This is a genomic window from Jeotgalibaca ciconiae (assembly GCF_003955755.1).
Taxonomy (GTDB): domain Bacteria; phylum Bacillota; class Bacilli; order Lactobacillales; family Aerococcaceae; genus Jeotgalibaca; species Jeotgalibaca ciconiae.
In genome coordinates this window covers 1732312-1752284 of sequence record NZ_CP034465.1, presented here as the reverse complement: position 1 = coordinate 1752284, position 19973 = coordinate 1732312, and the positions used below count along the sequence as shown (strand labels likewise).

The window sequence follows — 19973 nt, the reverse complement described above, 5'->3', positions numbered from 1 at the left end:
TCTTTCTATTCCAAGAGAAAAAAAAGCAAAGCCGGCTCTAAACCAGCTTTGCTTTCTTTTCATTATTCAACGGATTTTAGTGCTTCGATCATATCTACTTGTTTTAATTTGTAATGCATAATTACCATTACAATAACAGAAAATAATATGGTTAATATAGAAGAATAAAAATAACTAGACAGTAAAATAGTTGTTGGGAAAAGCATAAAGTCGACTTCTACCATTTTTAAAATAACTGTCGCTAAAATATTCCCTAACCCAAATCCCACAAAGACTCCTATCAACGTTAAAATGAAGGTTTCTCGGTAAATATACATACTTACTTCCATGTGATAGAAACCAAGCACTTTGATAGTAGAAAGTTCCCTAATTCGTTCGGACACATTCACGTTTGTTAAGTTATATAGAACAATAAACGCCAACGCTGCTGCAGAAATGATGAGAATAACGGTTACTAAATCTAAAATACTTAAGGTATCAGTGAATTGAGCATCAATTACATCCATAAAAGTAACCAACATTACTTGTGCTGCATTCATCGCCTCTTCTGCAAATGTTCTTTCCCAATTACCTGACTCATTAAAGATAAGCAAATCAGTGTTCGGCAGGTAGTTTTCAGAAAAAGTTCTCTCGTATAAGCCAGGAGTCATATATAGGTAGTGACCTGTATAGTTCTCCGCAATCGCTTGAATAGGAATTCGATACGTCATTGCTTGATCATCGCGGATTGTCAATTCATCGCCCGGCTCTAATTCCATCAACGCTGCTAGTTTTTCAGTAATAATTGCCCCTTCATCCGTTAGAGAATACTTATCAGCTGTTTCTCTTTCCTGTAAATTAACAAAATCAGAAAAAATTTCCGTATTCTCTGGGACAAATACAGTGACATCTTGGATACTGATTCCCGCTCTATCTGTTTTATAGGATGTCTGGAATGTAAACAAATGATTTTCAATTTCATCATAGGAATCAATCAGTTCAATGTATTCATTCCTATCTTCTTCGGAAATATTCTCTTCCAAAGCAACGACAGCATCATACATGGTTACTTCATTAAATTGCGTATTCGCAAGTCCTGAAATGGAGTTAGTAATCGCAAAGCCAGTCAATATTAGAGCGGTGCTTCCTGCAACTCCAATAATCGTCATAGAGTTTCGTAATTTATAACGCACTAAATTACGGACAGTAATTTTTCCGTTAAAGCCTAGGCGGTCCCAAACAAATGGGATTCGTTCTAATAAAACTCGTTTTCCGCTTTTAGGAGCTTTAGGGCGCATTAAAGATGCTGGACTTTCTTTCAACTCTTTGTATGCTGTCACTGCAGCTGGCCCAATCGTGCAAAGGATTGCTACGACTAACGAAATAAGGCCATATGAGAAATAGTAGTGAATTTCTATGTCAGGTAATCGATATAAAGTACTGTAAGCCATAAAAATTACCGTTGGGAATAAATGGTAACCAATCAAAAGTCCTACAATTGTACCGCCGAAACAAGCTGCTGCAGCGTATACGATAAATTTCTTGGCAATATCAAGGCTGCCGTATCCAAGTCCTTTCAGAGTTCCCATTTGTTGGCGCTGTTCATCCACCATTCTCGTCATCGTAGTAAAACTCACTAACGCAGCAATTAAAAAGAAAAATACTGGGAAAATAGAGGCAATCGCTGAAATTCGATTGGCATTATCGCGATAACTTTGGTAACCAGGATTAACTGTCCGATCTTGAACGAAATAGATGGGTTCATCTAGAGCGGCTATTTCATTTTTAGCATCTGATAACTCTTGTTCTCCTTTCATAATTTCTTCTTCCGCTTCTGTTCTTTCTTCTCCAAATTCTTGAAGACCGGATGCATACTCTTCTTCGCCTGCTTGGAGTTCTTCCCATGCCTCTGCCAAGGCAGCAGTCCCCGTATCTCGTTCCGTATTTAATTCTTCATACCCTCGATCCAATTGAGCTTGCCCATTCTGAAGCTCGTTTCGAGCTGCTTCCAGTTCCGCTCGAGCAATTTCTAAAGCTTCTCCTTGTTCTGAAAATTGGCGATCAGCAATGGCAACTTGACTCTGAATATTTTGCATGGCAGACTGTATTTTATTTTGCAAAATATTTTTCGCACGAGCTAATTCACTGGCACTCTGTTCAATCTCTTTGGATCCTTCGCCATACAACTTTTGAGCATTTACTAAAATCTGTCCTTGTTCAAGTAATTCTGCTTCCCGATCACTAATTCGGAGCTCTTCTATAGTAGTCTGTATGCTGCTGAGTTCTGCTTCTTGATTGGCAACTGCTTCCTTGACACTATTTTGAGCATTCTCTTCTTGCTCAACAGGAATTCCATCTTTATCAACTTCTCCATTTAAATAAGCTAAAAATGGCTGATAAAGCTGTGTTATATCTCCTTGTTCGCTAATTACATTAACCATTTGTGCTTTCTCTTCATCTGTCAAATCTTCAAAAGGTACTTGGATCGCCTGTTTGACATAGGCTAATTGTTCTTGTTTACCAATCAAAATTTCTTTTTGTAATGCGATTAAATTGACAAGTTCTTCCGCTTCTTGTTCTAATACAATCGCACGCTCTTTATCGTCATTCAATTTCTGTTGTGCTTCGTTTAATTGCTGTTCTTGTTCTTGTAATGTTCTGCCATGAGCTTCTAACTGCTTCCTCGCCTGTTCAATTTCTCTCTCTCCATCAAACAGCTTCTGAATTTGTTTCCCTAATTCTTCGCCTTCTGGTGTTGGAATCGGTTTTTCAGCGAGAGCCTCTAGTGATACGGCTGAGTCAAGCTGTTGTAATAATTCTTCTCTTTGGATTTCCCATGCTACCTTCGCGTCAGCATAAGTTCGAGCATTCGCTCTCCAACTTGCTAATCCTTCTTGGTATTCTGCCCAGCCAGCATCAATCTGTTCCTGTTGTTTGGCAATTTCAGCTTCTGCTTCTGTGATTTCTTGGTCAAAGACTGCCTTATTCTCATTATAAGTTTGAGTTCCTTCGTCCAGCTCAGCACGAGCCTTCTGCAGTTCTTGTTCAGCTTCTTGTAACTGTTTTTTCGCATCTTCCAGTTCTCTTTCAGCATCAAAAATTTCTTTTCTCGCTTCCGAGCGAATTTCATTAATTCTTTCTAGCGGACGTCCATTTAACGTCACTTCAATTTCATCTGCTTTTTCATCTACGTACTCTTCGTATTCTTCTGAATATGCCGTTAGATTTTTATTTTCTTCAAATTGAATATTCACTTCTGAATAAATCTCACCAATGATATCTTCTTTAGAAACAACTCCGAAACCGTCTAATGTTCCTTTTCCAACTTGAGTGTTCCCGCGAGACAAGTTTTCAATATAGAGAGGTGAATCTACAAATCCAACGATTGTATAAACTTGTTCCACTAGTTCAATACTTTCTTCCTCAGAATCATTTTCACTTTGGGACTGAAAATCAAACTTGACAGCATCACCGATCTTAAAACTGTTCTCAAAGCCTCGACCGGCATCCAGAGCGATTTCTCCTTTTTTATTCGGCAAACGCCCTCTTACAATCGAAAAGTCGTTTATAGAGGTCTCAGCAGCCTCATAGGGATACAGACGTAATAAGTAGGCTTCATCCTGTAAAGCGACATCGATTGTTTTTGTGGGTTCAATAATTAAATCGTCTACTTCCTCCAACGCTTTTAAATCATCCGAAACGATACCATAGGTAGACAGTACCTTTAAGTCAAAGAGCTTATGTTCATGGAAGTATTTATCTGCAATTGCCAACATATCAGGACCAGCAGCGCTTATACCTCCATAAAAACCGACTCCAAGTGCAATAATCGCAAAAAGTGCTAAGAACCGAGCTTTATTATTCGAAATTTCCTTCCAAACGTCTTTCCAGAGTGCCTTCTTCTTCATAACACTTGTCAGTCCTTTACCATTCTATTTCTGAAACAGCTTTTGGATTTTTATTCTCATGAATTGCACGTACTTTTGCATTATTAATTTCAATGATCCGGTCCGCCATTGGAGCAATTGCTTGATTATGAGTAATGACAATAACAGTAGTTCCCGTCTTCTCACAAGTTTCTTGCAGCAAACGCAAAATTTGCTTTCCTGTTTCATAATCCAGCGCACCAGTAGGCTCATCGCAAAGAAGTAACTTCGGTTGCTTGGCAATCGCTCGTGCAATTGCAACCCGCTGCTGTTCACCACCAGATAATTGTGCAGGGAAATTGTTCATTCGCTCTCCAAGTCCTACTGCTCTCAAAACTTCTTCTGCTTCTAAGGCTTGTCCAGAAATTTGAGATGCTAATTCAACATTTTCTTTGGCGGTTAGATTGGGAACCAAATTATAGAATTGAAAAATAAAGCCGACATCAAGACGGCGGTATGTAGTGAGTTCTTTTTCCGAAAAAGTTGCAATATCAGTATTTTCAATTATGATTTCTCCTTCGTTTGCAGTGTCCATTCCACCCAGTATATTTAGAACTGTGGATTTCCCTGCTCCGGAAGGACCCAGTATCACAACAAACTCACCTTTATGAATATCAAAGCTAATCTTATCATTTGCTATAATGGTTGTTTCTCCCATTTGGTAGTACTTGCTTATATTTTTTAAAGATATGTAGGACATTTTTTCACTTCTCTTCTTTTGTTCTTTCATTCATGCTCTCTTTCATTATACTTAAAAGAATAAAATAGTTAAAGCATCACAATGAACAGGATGTTCAGTGACGCTTTAACTATTTTCAACTAATTATTTTTGTAAATACCTCTCCATGAGAAATTTTACGATTTTTGATATCTTCTTCTGTATAACCAACTTTTAAGATTTGAACCGGTTCAAATTCTGCTGGAATCCCTAGTTTTTCTTTTAACTCGAGCGTGTCAATGAGTTCGACTTTCTTTTGCTCAGAAGCGAAATTATATCCCAAGAAAATACTTGTTGCTTGTAGCTGCATATTTCCCATAATTATCCCCGCATATAGATAGATTGATTCTTTCGCTAATTTGTGATCTTTTACCGATACAATAAAATAGACAGGTCCTCCAGCAGTCATTTCTTCTACTAAATCTTCTGGAATTTCTTTTTTTGAATCTCTTAATAGATGTAATGCACGTTCACTTCGTATTACAGCAATATGAAAATTTTCACGTAAATCATCTAAAATTGGTGCTGATTGACCAGCTTTTACAACACTCTCAATTTGTGCATTTGTTAATTTTACATCCATAAAGCGCTCACATGGGTGATTTTGGATAAGTACTTTTTCAAATTCCATTTTTCCTGCCCTCTTTCTTCTAAATTATTTACCATATAATTCTTATTGTTTTTTAATATTATACTACATCTCTCTATCTTTTACAGTATTCACCCATCTGTAATTGTGAACAATGTATGGATGTTCTGACAAGGTGGGATGTGTTAGAATAAAAGCACAAGAACCCCTAGAAAGGGATGGAATCATTATCATGAAAAAACAAGTGATTGTTATTGGAGGCGGATCAAGTGGTTTAATGGCTGCTTGTACAGCAGCAGAATTCGGTGCTTCCGTTACTTTAATTGAGAAAAATAAAAATTTAGGCAAAAAATTGATTCTTACAGGCGGAGGCCGATGCAACGTTACGAATAACCGTTCAGAAGAAGAAATTATTGCTCATATTCCTGGAAACGGTCGATTTCTTCATAGTGCTTTTAATCAGTTTAATCAATTTGATATTATGAACTATTTTACTTCTCGTGGAGTTGCCTTAAAAGAAGAAGATCACGGAAGGATGTTCCCTGTTACAGATAAAGCACGTACCATTCTCGAAACTTTTATAGAAGAACTAAAGAATCAAAATGTAACAGTTCGTACGAATGCTATAGTGGAAAAAATACTCTTTTCAGAGAATCATGAAGTCACAGGAGTAAAACTGGATACAGGAGAAGAATTGCCCGCTGACAGCATCGTTTTAGCAACTGGTGGGAAGTCACTTCCTCGAACGGGTTCAACTGGTGATGGCTATCGCTTTGCTAAAAAAGCTGGCCATACGATTACTGAATTATATCCTACTGAAGCTCCTATTACTTCACCTGAAACATTTATCAGTGAGCGAATACTAAAAGGCTTGTCTCTACGCAATGTTGCCCTTAGTGTATTAAATAAAAAAGGAAAGAAAGTTACTACTCATCAAATGGACATGATTTTTACACATTTTGGTGTTTCTGGTCCAGCTGCCCTTCGCTGTTCAATGTTTATTCATCAAACAAAGAAGAGAGATAAAACAGATGTGGTAACCATGTCACTCGATCTTTTCCCAGACAAAAGTCTTGCACAAGTTGAACAACAAATGAACAGATTGATAAAAGATGCTCCTGATAAGAGTGTAAAGAACGGCTGGAAAGATCTGATGCCTGAACGTTACTTGCTATTTGGTTTAGAGAAATGTGAGATTGATGCAAATCAGACATTAAAATCTCTTACACCAAAAGAAATCCAAGCCTTTGCTGCTTTTTGTAAAGCTTTTAATTTCCAAGCGGACGGCACACATCCTTTAGACAAAGCGTTTGTTACCGGTGGTGGAGTCTCTACAAAGGAAGTCAATCCTAAGACTATGGAAAGCAAAATGACAAAAGGTCTCTACTTTTGCGGTGAATTGTTAGACTATAATGGCTATACTGGCGGTTATAATATTACCGGCGCGTTCGTGACCGGACATACTGCTGGATATCATGCAGCTATAGAGAGCAAATAAAAGGAGAGTGGGAAAAAAGGCGTTTAGATCCGAATCACTGGAACGAATAAGCACAGGATGGACGAAGACCATCCACGCATTATTCGTGAAGTGGATGTCGGATCTGCCTTTTTGAGCATGTTTACACCACTATTATTCGTTAATACTAGAGGGCCGGGAATTTTTTCCCGGCCCCGTCTAAACGGGATCCATCACACTCTTTAGAAACCTGTTCTGTATCCCAGACAACTCTAGCGTTTCAGGAAGAATGATGAGGAAAAGAACCTCATCTTCATTCTTCCTTCCAACGTACGAGTGTCTGAACGGGATCCATCACACTCTTTAGAAACCTGTTCTGTATCCCAGACAACTCTAGCGTTTCAGGAAGAATGATGATGAAAAGAACCTCATCTTCATTCTTCCTTCCAACGTACGAGTGTCTAAACGGGATCCATCACACTCTTTGTATTATGAATACTTTTAGATAATCGCTTATTGGGCTTGCTTTTGGCACTGGAAAATCTTCCGGCAAACGAAATTCTTCTAATATTTTGTAAGAAACATTTTTGTTATGGAAAGCTTTTTCTATATCTGCTTTGAATTTATCGCGTTTGTAGTTTGCTGCATTTGACGAGCAAACAAAAATGCCGTCTTCTGAACTGATATCAATTAAATCTTCAATCATTTTAGAGTAATCTTTCGTCACTGAAAAAGTGCGTTTTTTGCTGCGTGCAAAACTAGGCGGATCTACAACAATGATATCAAAGTGAAGTTCTTTTCTTTTAGCGTACTGAATGTAGTCAAAAACATCCATTACCCGAATCATTTGTTCTTCTGGATTTATTCCATTTATTACAAATTGCTCCTTCGTTTTCTCAAGCGAACGATTAGCGACATCGACACTGGTTGTCTGTCTTGCTCCTCCCAATACTGCGGCCACTGAAAAAGCTCCTGTATAGCTAAAAGTATTTAAGACTGTTTTTCCTCCAGCATATCTTTCCATCAGAGCATTTCGAACGTGACGTTGATCTAAGAATATTCCCGTCATCCAACCATCGTCCAGATTGGTTGCGTAAAGAATGCCATTTTCCTTTATGTAAAGTGGTTCAGGTGCTTTTTCTCCCGCTACAAAATCACTTACTTGTTTGTCATTTTGCTGGTAACGGCGCTTCTCGTAGATCCCCTTTACAAAAGGAAATACTTCTTTAAATGCTTGAATAATTTCAGCTTGGTAATAATAAATCCCTTCACTATACCAAGAAAAAACCGCATAACCTTCATAAAAATCGACTGTAACACCAGGAATACCATCCCCTTCTGCATTAAACAAACGAAAAGCAGTCGTCATTTCATCATTTAATAATTCTTTTCGCTTTTCAATTGCAGAATGAAATTGTTGTAAAAAGAATGATACATCAAATGCAGTACCCTTAATACAGCTATAAACCCAGCCAATCCCTTTATTCTGTTGAGCTAAATAAGCATTTGCTACAAATTCTCCTTGTGGTGTAACTAATTCAACAATTTCTCCTTCTTCAAAATTTATTTCTTTAGGAAAACTTTCCTTTATCAACAAAGGCTCTCCTTTTTTAATATAGGTCGCTGATTTCGAGTTAACAGTAATTGCTCTTTGTGGTTCCATTTATCTTCCTTCTCTCATCTCTTTTTCATATTTTTATGTTTTATAAAAATATTTCTTAAAAATTATTGAAATTAACTGACTTTGGCATAACTTTATTTGACTGTAAAAAACCATAGTCATATAATACATATACGAATTTACGCTTTTTTTACATAAAACATATAATTCGTTTATTCATTGTAAAATAAAAAATGCCGCTTGTTTATAAAAAATACATATATATGGAGGGATACTCTTGCTACAAAAAATCAAAGAAACCAATCCAAAACGTTATGGTTTCTTTCTAATTGCTGTAATACTTTTTTGGTTAAAAACTTACCTTTCTTATCAATTAGAATTCTCTTTAGGTGTAGATGGTTTTTATCAACAAATATTGCTGTTTATAAATCCTTTAGCTAGTACAATTATTATTTTAGGAATTTCTTTATGGTTTTCAGATGCAAAAAAAGGTTATCGAGCTCTGTTAGTTACCTATTTCCTTAACACTCTCCTTCTTTTTGCAAATATTTTATATTACCGAGAATTCACTGATTTTATCACAATCAAAACAATACTCAGTTCCTTTTCTTTGAGTGGCGGGATTGGGGCAAGCGCCTTGTCAATGTTAAATCTTCGCGATGTTCTTTATTGGATCGATTTATTTTTTCTGGCTTGGCTATACAAAAAGAAAATTAAATTCTCCTCTCAAGAACAACCATTCAAAAAACGTTATGCACTTGGGACACTCATCGCTGCAGTTGCTATTTTCTTCGGTAACCTTAGTCTAGCAGAAATTGACCGCCCACAGCTACTTACTCGTACCTTTGACCGTAACTACATTGTAAAGTACTTAGGTATAAATGTGTATACTGTTTATGATGGTGTTAAAACTGCGCAAGCCAATTCGGTTCGTGCAAGTGCAGACAGCTCTGACATGGCTCCAGTTCTCGATTATCTAGAGGAGCATCACGCAGACCCAAATGAAACATATTTTGGGCAAGCAGAAGGTCGTAATGTTGTATTTATTCACTTGGAAAGCATGCAACAATTTTTAATGAACCTTTCTTTAATCGAAGAAGATGGTGTCCAACGTGAAGTTACACCGTTTTTAAATAGTTTATATAATAGTTCTGACTCTTACAGCTTCTCGAATTTTTTCCATCAAACAAGCCAAGGAAAAACAAGTGATGCTGAATTACTGGTAGACAACTCTTTATTTGGTCTTCCACAAGGTTCTGCTTTTACACAACTAGGCGCAGAAAACATTTTACACTCAGGACCACAATTACTGAAATCAAAAGGATATACAAGTGCGGTATTCCATGGAAACGTGGGTTCATTTTGGAACCGCGATAATGTTTACAAATCAATGGGCTATGATTATTTCTTTAGCTCAGAGACAAGTTATACTTTGAATGAAGAAAATTCTCTTGAGTACGGATTAAAGGATAAATTATTCTTCCAAGAGTCTGTTCAATATTTAGAAAAAATGGAACAGCCTTTTTATTCGAAGTTCATTACGGTAACGAATCATTTTCCTTTCCCGGAAGATGAATTGAATACTGTTTTTGATATACCAGACACAACAGATCAAACGATTAACGGTTTCTTTAATACTGTACATTATGCGGATCAAGCTTTGGAAGAATTTTTCCAGTATATGAAAGACGCTGGTCTATATGAAAATACAATGTTTGTTCTATATGGAGACCATTACGGAATTTCTAATTCAAGAAATAGAACCTTAGCTCCATTAATCGGAAAAAATCCGAATCAATGGAATGATTACGAGAACACCATGTTGCAACGTGTGCCTTTCATTATCCATGCTCCTGGTATAGGAACTGGAAAAATTGATGATACGTATGGCGGGCAAGTCGACGTACTTCCTACTGTTCTTCACTTATTAGGAGTTGAAACAGATTCTTATGTACAAGTGGGGCAAGATTTACTTTCGGATGAGCATGATGAAACAGTTGTTTTAAGAAATGGCACAGTGATTACTCCAGAATATACTATCTTGGATAATTTTGTTTATGATACGGACTCTGGCCGAATCCTGACAGCTGATTTGGATGCAGATACAGATTTAACAAAAGAAGTCTTAGCCTTAAAAGAAACTGGACAAGTACAACTAAACATGTCTGATCAAATAATCAATGGGGATTTATTGCGTTTCTACTCACCTGCCAACTTTACTCCTGCAGATAAAGAGTCTCATAGCTATTTAAATTCACCTGCAAAACTACAAGAAGATTTCGAAGCAGCGGGAGCTGACGGATCTTCCCTTCTGAATAAAAATAACGGCGAGTCTACCGTACCTCTTTATCAGACAGATGCTCCAGAGTTCCCTGGAAACCAAACGGAATCTGTTGAATCTGAAGAGGAAGATTCGGAAGAAGTAAACGAAACACTTGATGAAACAAATAACAATCAAGAACAAATTCAATAAGTGAAACAAGCATCCTTCTGAACGGTATTCCTTCAGAAGGATGCTTGTTTTTTAGGCTTTCTATTTTTTAGTATGATTAAAAGGCTCTATCATTTTTGGTATTGGTGCCTCGAAAGAAATTTCTTTTGGAATGGCCGGGTTTGCTTGTTGTCAAGCTTACAAGTCCTGGCCTAGTGAAAAAAAGATAAAGAGCCTATTAGAATTGTACAGAGTTTTCTGGCTTAATCCGTTTCATCACACTCTATCTAAACCTGTTCTGAAACGCAGCAACTCTAGGACTTCAGAAATACTTGCGAGAGGTCAAAACATCTCTTCAGTATTTCTTCCAGCCTACGAGTGGCTTAATCCGTTTCATCACACTCTATCTTTTTTGGGGAATGTGATGGTGAAGGTGGTTCCTTTGTGCGGTTCGCTTTGGACATCAATTTTTCCCTTGTGATTTTTCACTAAAGATTGAACAATCGCTAAGCCAATACCGCTTTCCCCAAATTTATTGTTTTTTCGAGAAATATCCACTTTATAAAATCTTTCCCAGATACTTAAAATCTCTTTCTCCTCTATCCCTATCCCTGTGTCACTTACTTTGATAACTGATTCATCAGCAGTCTCTTCCGCTGTTAACGTTATTGTACCTTTTTCTGTAAACTGAATAGCATTGTTTATTAAATTCACGAGTATTTGAATAAATCGATCATAGTCTGCGTAAATTTTTAAATCCTCGGGATTAACATAAATACGAATGATATTTCCCTTGCTTGCAGCTTTTTTCGTCAATTGCTCCTGAACATTTTGCAAAGCTTCACTAGCTGAAAACTCTTGTTTTACTAATACGACTTGATTTGAACGTATTTTTTCGTAATCCAAATTCTCATTTACCATCCGGATCATTCGTTTCGTTTCTTGGTGCATAAGTGCGATACTACGTTCACGACTCTTCTCTGGAATCATATCATGCGAAAGCCCTTCTAAGATTCCATTAATACTTGTCAAAGGTGTCCGCATTTCATGCGCAATATCCATCATGAATTGTCTACGCAAATTTTCTTGGCGTTCTATTTCTACTTGTGATTCTTTTAAAGACTGTACCATTAAATTAAAGTCATGTGAAAGTTCATCAAACTCATCTTTTTGATAATCTACCAGAGATATATCAAAATTCCCTTGTGTGATTTCATTTGTTGCTTTTCGCATACGAATAATTCGACGTGTTAAGTAATCAGCAATTCCAATACTAATCAAAATTGCAACTCCGCCGACTAACAAAACTGTTAACAAGATGTTTTTATGGATCTCAGAAATATCACTTTGAATGCCGCTAACAGGAGAAGCAACTGCAACGAAACCTGTAAATTCACCTGTTACAGCATGAAAAAGTGGCAAATATACAGTTACGATTGAGATATTTTCATTCATAAATCCGCGATCTCGACGGGTCAAAGAGATTCTTTCACCGTTTTCCAAACGACTTAACTCCTGTTCAGAAAGTCCACTTACGAATCGCAAGTCATTAGTAGGATAAACTAACCGATCTTGATCATTATACAATGCCAATAACACATCTTGATGGGAGACAATTTTCATTCCTGCTTGAATTTCTTGTGTCGACATTTTTTCATCTATAATCGATTCTGCATAACCGAACAATTGCTCTTCTTTTTGTTCATAAATATTCCCAACTAAAAAACGTACAAATACCAAACCAATTGTCGTTGCAGTGATAAAAATCACGATAAAAAATCCCATTAATTGTTTATAAATAAACCTCAACGAACAACCTCCTAATCGATATTTGTGTCATCAAATTTATACCCCACACCCCAAACTGTTTGGATAATTTGTGGTCCCACTTGTTCTATTTTTTGACGCAGCTTTTTAATATGAGCATCAATTGTCCGTTCATCGCCGAAATAAGGATCTTCCCAAATACTGGTAAGTAAGTGTTCCCTAGAGAATACTTGTTTTGGATGACTTGCCAGCAAAGCAAAAATTTCGAATTCTTTTGGAGTTAAACTTTCAATCCTGACATCCTTTAAATAAGCTTCTCTTGTTGATGTACTGATTTTGACATGGTCTGTTTCAATATCGAAGCGCGATGCAGTAGAGTCTTCTCCTGGAACAGCCAGCAGTGAACGGCGATATAAAGCTTTTATTCTAGCCATTAATGTCAACGGACTGAATGGTTTGGTTACATATTCATCGGCACCAATTTCTAATCCGATTACTTGATCACTTTCTGAATCTCTTGCAGTCAACATGATAATTGGAACATAGGAGGATGCAGCCCGGATTTTTTGGCATACTTGCATGCCATCCAGACTCGGCAAGTTTAAATCAAGAATAATCATGTCCCATTTTTCTTGACTCTCCAGGAATGTTTCCAGTCCTTTTTTTCCATCTCCCTCAAATTGTGGATTCCAGTTTTCTTTTTCAAAAAACATATCCATCATTTCGCATACCGCTTCGTTATCTTCAATCATTAAAATATTCATAAGTATTCACCTTTTCCCTTATCATTTCTATTATATAGCAATCTGCTATTCCTTTCTCTTTTAAACTGCCTATTGTCAGTTTTATTTTAGCAAAACTGTATGAATATTTTATGAAAAAAGAGGGAATTTCTTTTTTTGCAGATATTACTAGTAACAAATAAAAGGAGTGATAAAATGAATCATGTTTCAATAATTGGACGTTTAGTTCGGCCAATTGAGCTTCAAGAAGTCGGTACTGGTAGATTTGTATGTAATAATACGTTAGCTGTTCAACGGATTCGTAAAAAAGATGACGGGCAGCAACAAGCAGATTTTATTCCCATTGTTGTTTGGGATAAAACCGCACATTTATTAAAACAATATTGTTCAAAAGGTACATTGCTAGGCGTAAACGGCAGAATGGTCTCTCGTTCTTATGTTAATAAACAAAACCAGCAGGTATATGTCGTAGAAATGATTGTCGAGGAAATTCATTTTATAGAGTCGAAGAAAAAAGTAGAAGAAGCTGTAGAAATCCCATTTTAAAATCACATACGAAAAAAGCTTCGAAATGTTTACATAAAACATTCTGAAGCTTTTTTGATCAATAAACGGTTTCTTTCTTACGTAATTTTTCTGCAAATTCATTGATTTTTCGAATACGGTGGTTAATTCCGGACTTTGAAATTTCACCGCTCGGAACCATTTCACCTAATTCCTTCATACTTACTTCCGGGTTTTCCACTCGTAAAACGGCAATTTCTCTTAATTTTTCTGGTAATTTGTCTAAACCTACCATTTCTTCGATAAATTCAATGTTTTCAATTTGTTTGGCTGCAGCATCGATTGTTTTGTTCATATTGGCATTCTCGCAATTTACAAGGCGGTTGACTGAATTACGCATATCACGAACAATACGAATGTCCTCAAATTTCATCATTGAGTTATGTGCACCAACTAATGCAAGAAAATCAGCGATTTTCTCCGCCTCTTTTAAGTAAGTAATATAGCCATTTCGTCGATCAATTGTCCGAGCATTCAGATCAAACTGATTCATAATCTCACAAATGTCCTGATTATGATCTTCATAATTCGAATAGATCTCTAAATGGTAGCGGCTTGTCTCTGGGCTGTTCACAGATCCTCCCGCTAAAAATGCTCCTCGTAAATAGGATCGTTGTTTTTGTTCATTATTCATGATTTCATCAGAAATATGCGTTTTAAAACTTAATCCGTCGAAAATATCCAATTCATCCAGTATTTCACGAACGCCGTATTTTAAACGAACAATATAAATATTATTTTTCTTTAGTTTCATCTTTCTACGAACAAGTAATTCACCTTCGGCCTGATAATGCTCTTTCAATAATGAATACATCCTTCTTGCGATTGCAGCATTTTCAGACTGAATATTAAGAACAAAACCTTGATTGTGAATACTGACTGATCCGTTCATTCTTATCAAAGCCGTCAATTCAGCTTTTGCATGTTCTCTATGGACTTCTAAAGTGGTTAATTCTTTTTTTACATCTGAAGCATAAGACAATTTACACTCTCCTCTCTCAAAGTAATTGTATTTATTTTTTTATGAATGATTTACTCTCATTGAAGAAGTAAGATTCATTATTTCCGACGCTACTTTTTCTCCATCATGGTAAACGCCGCCCTCTTTTACATTTAAAAAGTCTGCAGAAATTACCCGGCAGTTTTCATCACGTAATGCTTGAAAATCATGACGTACTTGAAACAAATATTCTTCGTCAGCTTGTTGGTCTAAATACTCTTCAGGAACTTCTTCCGTATTTACCAAAACGGTATTAATAAATTTATGATTCAAGTGTTTATGTAGAACTTTTACATGATCAGCATCTGAAAAGTTTTCCGTTTCACCTAATTGCGTCATGATATTGCATATATAGACCACTTCTGCTTCTGATTCCACGACTGCTTTCCCTAAATCAGAAATCATTAAATTTGGCAGGATACTGGTATACAAACTTCCTGGCCCGATTACAATAATATCAGCTTCACGAATGGAACGAATCACATCGCGAGAAGCTTTAGCTTCCCGTGTTTCGTCCAAGGGTTTTACAGCAACTCTCTCGATTTTTTTACGATGCTTAGCGATTTGAGATTCGCCCTTTACGATTTCACCGTCTTCAAATTGAGCATACAATGTTAACGGTTCTTCAGCAGCAGCATAAATTTTCCCTTTTACTTGCATCATGATTGATAATAATCGTACAGCATCAAAGATATTTCCTTTCATCTCTGCCAAGGCAGCAATCACTAAATTACCGATTGCATGCCCTGAAAAGAAATCATCACTCGAATCAAAACGATACTGAAAGATTTCTTTATACAAGTCAGGAAGATCTGACAGTGCGTTCATGCAGTTTCGAATATCGCCAGGCGGAATGATATTGACATAATCTCGAATTACACCGCTGCTTCCACCATCATCCGCAACCGTTACAATGGCTGTTAAGTCTACATTGTATTGTTTCAAATGTTTTAAAATAACTGGTAAACCAGTTCCCCCACCAATAACGACCATACTTTTTTGCCGTCTTTTGGATTTCATGTTCTCACTCATGACCGATTCACAGCCTCTTTTCGTTTATTTTTATCGCGGTGAGAAATATTAACCGCGTATCCATCATTCGATAGATGAAGTCCGACTCTTTCCGATAATGCTACGGAGCGGTGTTGTCCACCGGTACAACCAATTGCTATCGTAACAGACGTTTTTCCTTCTTTTTTATAGCCAGGAATTATATAATCTAATAAATCAGTAAACTTTCGGTAAAAAGTTTCCGTTTCAGGTTGTTGCATTACATAGTCATAAACAGCCTTGTCCAGCCCTGTTAATGGACGTAACTCGTCGATATAATGTGGATTAGGCAAAAATCGTACATCCATTACAATATCCGCATCAATTGGTGCACTGTATTTAAATCCAAAAGAAACTACTTCAATATGAAAAAGCCCATGCTCTTGATCTTGAAATTTCTCCAGTATACTCTCACGAAGCTGACGAGGTGTCGTTCGACTTGTATCAATAATCCATTGAGCACGACTACGAATATCTGTTAATAATTCTCGTTCTTTTTGAATTCCCTCCGACACCGTTCCAGAAGACTGAGTCAAGGGATGATTTCTTCTTGTCTCTTTGTAGCGAGAAACTAATACATCATCGGATGCATCCAAGAAAATCGTTTTAGTTGTAATAAAAGAGGTATTATCTAGACTGCCGACTGCCGTCATAATTTCGTCAAAAAAAGCTCTAGAACGTAAATCAATCACTAAACACACTCGACTAATCTTGCCTGATTCTTTTACTAGTTCCCAAAATTTCGGCAATAAACTTGGGGGCATATTATCCACACAAAAATATCCTAAATCTTCAAAAGTCTGCAGTACTACTGTTTTCCCTGCTCCACTCATGCCTGTAATAATCACTAGTTCAAGTATATCAGCCATGTTTATTCCTCCTCTATCTTTGCTTAAGGTATATTATAACATGCCGGGTGTGTCGAATACAACAGACCGTCATCATTCCATTTATATAAGGCTAGTCATTTTTATTTCAGTTTGTGTCTAGTTAGGTGAAGAGAATATCGTATTTTTCGTATTAACTCTACATCATATAAATTCATAAAATAATTAACTTCGGATTTCGAATAGTCCTATTAATAGCACGTTCTCCTAAAATTGTAATCTGTCCATCATGAACTTCATCTGGTAATAAATAGAGTGTAATTGCACCAACATCTGGTAATTCTTTTCTTAAAGTCTCGATAACTTTCTTCCTTGTCGATTGTTGCCTAATTTCGCGCTCATATAAACTATACTGCTTCATCGTAAAACCTAGCTCAATTAATCTTTTCTTGTATTTGTTTGCCTGTTTTCGTTCTCTTTGAGTCTCTCTAGGTAAATCAAAACAAACTAGTAATAGCATCATTTACCTCCTTCTATAAACATTGGCAGTTTGAGTGGTGCTGCGCTATTTTCTTCAATGCACTTAATATAGGACTCAACCGTCACACTGACTGCATCATTAATTGTAAACACTTTATTATCAATAACACATTTTTCCATAAAAACCTGTAGTAACTGTTTCTTTTCTTCTAATTCCAAAGAAATAATTTTTTTATCATATATTTTTTCATAAACCATTGCATCTACGAATGGCCTATATGCTTCGATGATATCATCAGACAAATTAAAGGGATTTTCAACTGACTCATGTTTAATTCCCAAGCTAGCTTCCAATCCATGTAAAGCTAATTCACGCCTAATTAATGCTCTAACAAGAGCATATCCATAGTTTAAGCTTGCATTTACAGCATCATCAAATCTGCCTCGCCTAAATCCAGCGCCAAATAAATTAATAAAATAAATCCTCGCTGCATATGCTTCGCGGTTATGAGGATCCCCTTCTACAACCGTCTTACCTATGCTACGAATCTTCTTTGTTGCATCTTCTTTATGAAGTGCTTCTGCTAAACAATCTGCTTGATTGTTTATCTTAGCGATAACAATTTTTCTCCATAGACGGTTTTTTGTCTTTTTTTGAAGAGCTAATTGTGTTCTTAAGCGAGTAACTCTTTGACTGTGCCCATAGGAAGTCGACAATAAACAACCTGGATTGTGTTTTAAATCACAAAAAAGGATCCCAATTCCTTTTTCCATACAGACAGTTACGAGGCGTTTTGTGAAATAACTTTTTTCATTGTTGAATATCAACCACTCAATTTCATCGAGCGGCACAAAATGTTCCTCCTTAGTAACAAGGTTTGCGAATCGAAAACTATTTCCCCTAACCGATACATAATATTGATGTTCAACATACACGATATCCTTCAAAATAAATCCCTCCAGTATATTGTTTTTAGAGTCAAATATAAATTCTAATATACTATCCCTGAAATAAAGAGGTCGCATAAATAGAGAATTTTAGCTTCATACATACTAATTGCGTCTCCTTTTATCGGAGATAGGTATCTACTTACAAATTACGCCGAAACATCTATTTGTTTGCTAAGAGTTTTCGTCTCCTTTTATCGGAGATAGGTATCTACTAAGGAGTTATCCTTGATAAGTTCGATGTATGGTGTTGGTTTTCGTCTCCTTTTATCGGAGATAGGTATCTACTGAAACAAAAAATCGGATATCGAAAAAATGAGATTAGTTTTCGTCTCCTTTTATCGGAGATAGGTATCTACTAGCCATCAAAAGCGACGAGAGGATGATAGCCGGTAGTCTGATAGTGGCTGTTGAAATCTGCGCTTTCTTGATTTCCATACGTGTCCGAATGAGTAGAATCAAGATCAATCACCATGTTTTGAATGTTAATTTGAACGATCTGCCTATCTGCCAAATACTGGGCCACTTGCATAAACTGAGGAATCGTTTCTTTTGTGATTGCTTTGAAAAAGCGACTAATCGTTGGTTGAGATGCCAGAGTGTTTTTATTGGAAAAAATTGTTTTGAAGATGGGGTCTAGTCGTAATCGATTCGCTGCGACATCTTTTGAGTAGCCAGCGATATGCTGGAAAAGTAGCTGCTCGATGATATCGTTATACGTATGATCTGGGTTTCTTCGGCTGTCAGTTAGTTTCACCTGCTCTTCAAGTATGCTGGAAAACCCAATCCGACTCATAAACTCTTTTATCAGAACAAGACCGCTATCTGAAGAAATGTTGCCACCATCGTTGGCGAGTGTAATATTTTTATTGAAAGTTAGTTGTTTGTGTTGTAAAGTCGACATATGGGCACCCCTTGCTTGTATTGTGACGTTTTGGTCGACTTAACAATACCATAAGGAGTGCCTTTTTTTACACCCAAAGGGTGAAAAAAATAATTTGCAAGAACTGTTCAAGCAGAAGGGTTTACAAGGGTTATTGTTGAGTACTGTGAATTATTCAGGTATATATATTTTCTCTAAAATTTAAGCTATTCAAAATCTTTATAAAGTCATTAAAACTTGATCAATTTCTGTTTTTGAATGTAATTTAACATTTTCAAACGACCAGGATGTGTTACTAAACTCCAATGAGTAATCATTTGAGCAAATGTTTCAATTCGTTTATTTGATTCACGAGCATTATAATATTCAGTAACTGTATTATCGTAATCTTCCAGTTTGCTTGATATGTTTTGCCATTTTGGATAGTTATTTTCAAAGTGTACTAATTTTTGAGGAAGTCGAGGTTTTGACTGTGGTTCTTGATCCGGATAACCTAGAGCTATCCCAAGAACTGGAACAACAAAAGCAGGTAAATCTAAAAGCTCACTAAGTTCGTCCACTTCATTTAATATACTTCCAAGTAATACCCCACCAATACCTAAACTCTCAGCGGCAATAATGATATTCTGAGCTGCTAGAATAGCATCTGTTGCACCAATGAAGAATTTATCAAATGAAGAAAAAATCTCTGTCTTTTCTCCTGATTCTTCAACAATGGCTGCATTTCTGGCTTGATCTGCAAGCATAATAAATAAATGCCCTGATTCTGCAATATACGACTGTTTCCCGATTTCAGCAATTCTCTTTTTCTTGTCAACATCTGTGATACTCATAATGGAGTATGATTGTGCATAATTACTGGTCGCAGTATGCTGAGCGACATCAACTAATGTTGAAACAAGGTCCTCACTAATTAGTTCTTTCTTAAATCTTCTGATACTTTTATGTTCTAATTGTAATTCTATTACTGGGTTCATTCTCTATCTCTCCT

At 36.5% G+C, this 19973-nt stretch carries 15 protein-coding genes and 1 pseudogene; 3 read left to right on the top strand and 13 right to left on the bottom strand.

Annotated elements, in window-relative coordinates; all coding sequences use genetic code 11:
* Positions 1 to 62: 62 nt before the first annotated feature.
* From EJN90_RS08275 to EJN90_RS08265, 3 genes are all read right to left on the bottom strand, one after another.
* On the bottom strand, positions 63 to 3887 hold the full coding sequence (locus EJN90_RS08275; RefSeq protein ID WP_126110224.1) for an FtsX-like permease family protein: 3825 nt from the start codon (positions 3885 to 3887) through the stop codon (positions 63 to 65).
* A gap of 16 nt (positions 3888 to 3903) precedes the next feature.
* Complete coding sequence (locus EJN90_RS08270) at positions 3904 to 4605, bottom strand: ABC transporter ATP-binding protein (RefSeq protein ID WP_126112382.1); 702 nt, start codon at positions 4603 to 4605, stop codon at positions 3904 to 3906.
* A 115-nt stretch (positions 4606 to 4720) separates the two neighbouring features.
* The gene (locus EJN90_RS08265; protein ID WP_126110221.1) at positions 4721 to 5254 is read right to left on the bottom strand and encodes a nitroreductase family protein; all 534 of its coding nucleotides are present in this window, start codon (positions 5252 to 5254) and stop codon (positions 4721 to 4723) included.
* 190 nt (positions 5255 to 5444) lie between these two features.
* Between EJN90_RS08265 and EJN90_RS08260 the strand changes: the two genes are divergently transcribed.
* Positions 5445 to 6710 carry a BaiN/RdsA family NAD(P)/FAD-dependent oxidoreductase gene (locus EJN90_RS08260; protein WP_126110219.1) on the top strand — a complete coding sequence of 422 codons (1266 nt, stop codon included), beginning with the start codon at positions 5445 to 5447 and terminating at the stop codon, positions 6708 to 6710.
* Positions 6711 to 7143: 433 nt separating this feature from the next.
* Here the strand turns inward: EJN90_RS08260 and EJN90_RS08255 are convergent, their stop codons facing one another.
* Positions 7144 to 8331, bottom strand: a complete 1188-nt coding sequence (locus EJN90_RS08255) for a class I SAM-dependent rRNA methyltransferase (RefSeq protein WP_126110217.1) — start codon at positions 8329 to 8331, stop codon at positions 7144 to 7146.
* 235 nt (positions 8332 to 8566) lie between these two features.
* Here EJN90_RS08255 and EJN90_RS08250 point away from each other — a divergent pair, with 235 nt between their 5' ends.
* Positions 8567 to 10762 (top strand): LTA synthase family protein, encoded by a 2196-nt coding sequence (locus EJN90_RS08250; RefSeq protein ID WP_126110215.1) that lies wholly within the window; start codon positions 8567 to 8569, stop codon positions 10760 to 10762.
* Positions 10763 to 11116: 354 nt separating this feature from the next.
* Here the strand turns inward: EJN90_RS08250 and EJN90_RS08245 are convergent, their stop codons facing one another.
* Both EJN90_RS08245 and EJN90_RS08240 read right to left on the bottom strand, forming a co-directional pair.
* Positions 11117 to 12529 carry a sensor histidine kinase gene (locus EJN90_RS08245; RefSeq protein WP_227872477.1) on the bottom strand — a complete coding sequence of 471 codons (1413 nt, stop codon included), beginning with the start codon at positions 12527 to 12529 and terminating at the stop codon, positions 11117 to 11119.
* Positions 12530 to 12540: 11 nt separating this feature from the next.
* Positions 12541 to 13251 (bottom strand): response regulator transcription factor, encoded by a 711-nt coding sequence (locus EJN90_RS08240; RefSeq protein WP_126110213.1) that lies wholly within the window; start codon positions 13249 to 13251, stop codon positions 12541 to 12543.
* 174 nt (positions 13252 to 13425) lie between these two features.
* On the opposite strand from EJN90_RS08240, the gene EJN90_RS08235 reads away from it, so the two are divergent.
* Entirely contained in the window at positions 13426 to 13776 is a 351-nt protein-coding gene (locus EJN90_RS08235) for a single-stranded DNA-binding protein (RefSeq protein ID WP_126110211.1), read from the top strand.
* Between the two features lie 58 nt (positions 13777 to 13834).
* Here EJN90_RS08235 and whiA read toward each other — a convergent pair whose 3' ends face one another.
* The 7 genes and pseudogenes from whiA to EJN90_RS08200 all read right to left on the bottom strand — a co-directional run bounded on the left by whiA (position 13835) and on the right by EJN90_RS08200 (position 19959).
* On the bottom strand, positions 13835 to 14776 hold the full coding sequence (gene whiA, locus EJN90_RS08230) for a DNA-binding protein WhiA (protein ID WP_126110209.1): 942 nt from the start codon (positions 14774 to 14776) through the stop codon (positions 13835 to 13837).
* A gap of 39 nt (positions 14777 to 14815) precedes the next feature.
* Complete coding sequence (locus EJN90_RS08225) at positions 14816 to 15826, bottom strand: gluconeogenesis factor YvcK family protein (protein WP_126110207.1); 1011 nt, start codon at positions 15824 to 15826, stop codon at positions 14816 to 14818.
* Positions 15823 to 16713, bottom strand: coding sequence for an RNase adapter RapZ (gene rapZ / locus EJN90_RS08220; RefSeq protein ID WP_126110205.1), 891 nt, complete (start codon positions 16711 to 16713; stop codon positions 15823 to 15825). Before rapZ ends, EJN90_RS08225 begins: the two co-directional genes overlap by 4 nt.
* Positions 16714 to 16885: 172 nt before the next feature.
* A complete protein-coding gene (gene cas2 / locus EJN90_RS08215) occupies positions 16886 to 17191 on the bottom strand; it encodes a CRISPR-associated endonuclease Cas2 (protein WP_126110203.1) in 306 nt (101 codons plus the stop codon).
* Complete coding sequence (gene cas1, locus EJN90_RS08210) at positions 17191 to 18087, bottom strand: type II CRISPR-associated endonuclease Cas1 (RefSeq protein WP_227872616.1); 897 nt, start codon at positions 18085 to 18087, stop codon at positions 17191 to 17193. Before cas1 ends, cas2 begins: the two co-directional genes overlap by 1 nt.
* A 373-nt stretch (positions 18088 to 18460) precedes the next feature.
* A pseudogene (locus EJN90_RS14175) lies at positions 18461 to 19003 on the bottom strand (transposase); the annotation flags it as partial.
* A gap of 209 nt (positions 19004 to 19212) precedes the next feature.
* A complete protein-coding gene (locus tag EJN90_RS08200) occupies positions 19213 to 19959 on the bottom strand; it encodes an NADPH-dependent oxidoreductase (RefSeq protein ID WP_126110199.1) in 747 nt (248 codons plus the stop codon).
* Between the last annotated feature and the right edge of the window lie 14 nt (positions 19960 to 19973).

Excerpts from the sequence above, each read along its gene's own strand:
- rapZ (WP_126110205.1), bottom strand. The coding sequence starts at position 16,713 with ATGGCTGATATACTTGAACTAGTGATTATTACAGGCATGAGTGGAGCA.
- cas2 (WP_126110203.1), bottom strand. The coding sequence starts at position 17,191 with ATGCTATTACTAGTTTGTTTTGATTTACCTAGAGAGACTCAAAGAGAA.
- EJN90_RS08255 (WP_126110217.1), bottom strand. The coding sequence starts at position 8,331 with ATGGAACCACAAAGAGCAATTACTGTTAACTCGAAATCAGCGACCTAT.
- EJN90_RS08260 (WP_126110219.1), top strand. The coding sequence starts at position 5,445 with ATGAAAAAACAAGTGATTGTTATTGGAGGCGGATCAAGTGGTTTAATG.
- EJN90_RS08265 (WP_126110221.1), bottom strand. The coding sequence starts at position 5,254 with ATGGAATTTGAAAAAGTACTTATCCAAAATCACCCATGTGAGCGCTTT.
- EJN90_RS08240 (WP_126110213.1), bottom strand. The coding sequence starts at position 13,251 with ATGAATATTTTAATGATTGAAGATAACGAAGCGGTATGCGAAATGATG.
- EJN90_RS08270 (WP_126112382.1), bottom strand. The coding sequence starts at position 4,605 with ATGTCCTACATATCTTTAAAAAATATAAGCAAGTACTACCAAATGGGA.
- EJN90_RS08200 (WP_126110199.1), bottom strand. The coding sequence starts at position 19,959 with ATGAACCCAGTAATAGAATTACAATTAGAACATAAAAGTATCAGAAGA.
- EJN90_RS08275 (WP_126110224.1), bottom strand. The coding sequence starts at position 3,887 with ATGAAGAAGAAGGCACTCTGGAAAGACGTTTGGAAGGAAATTTCGAAT.
- EJN90_RS08235 (WP_126110211.1), top strand. The coding sequence starts at position 13,426 with ATGAATCATGTTTCAATAATTGGACGTTTAGTTCGGCCAATTGAGCTT.
- EJN90_RS08225 (WP_126110207.1), bottom strand. The coding sequence starts at position 15,826 with ATGAGTGAGAACATGAAATCCAAAAGACGGCAAAAAAGTATGGTCGTT.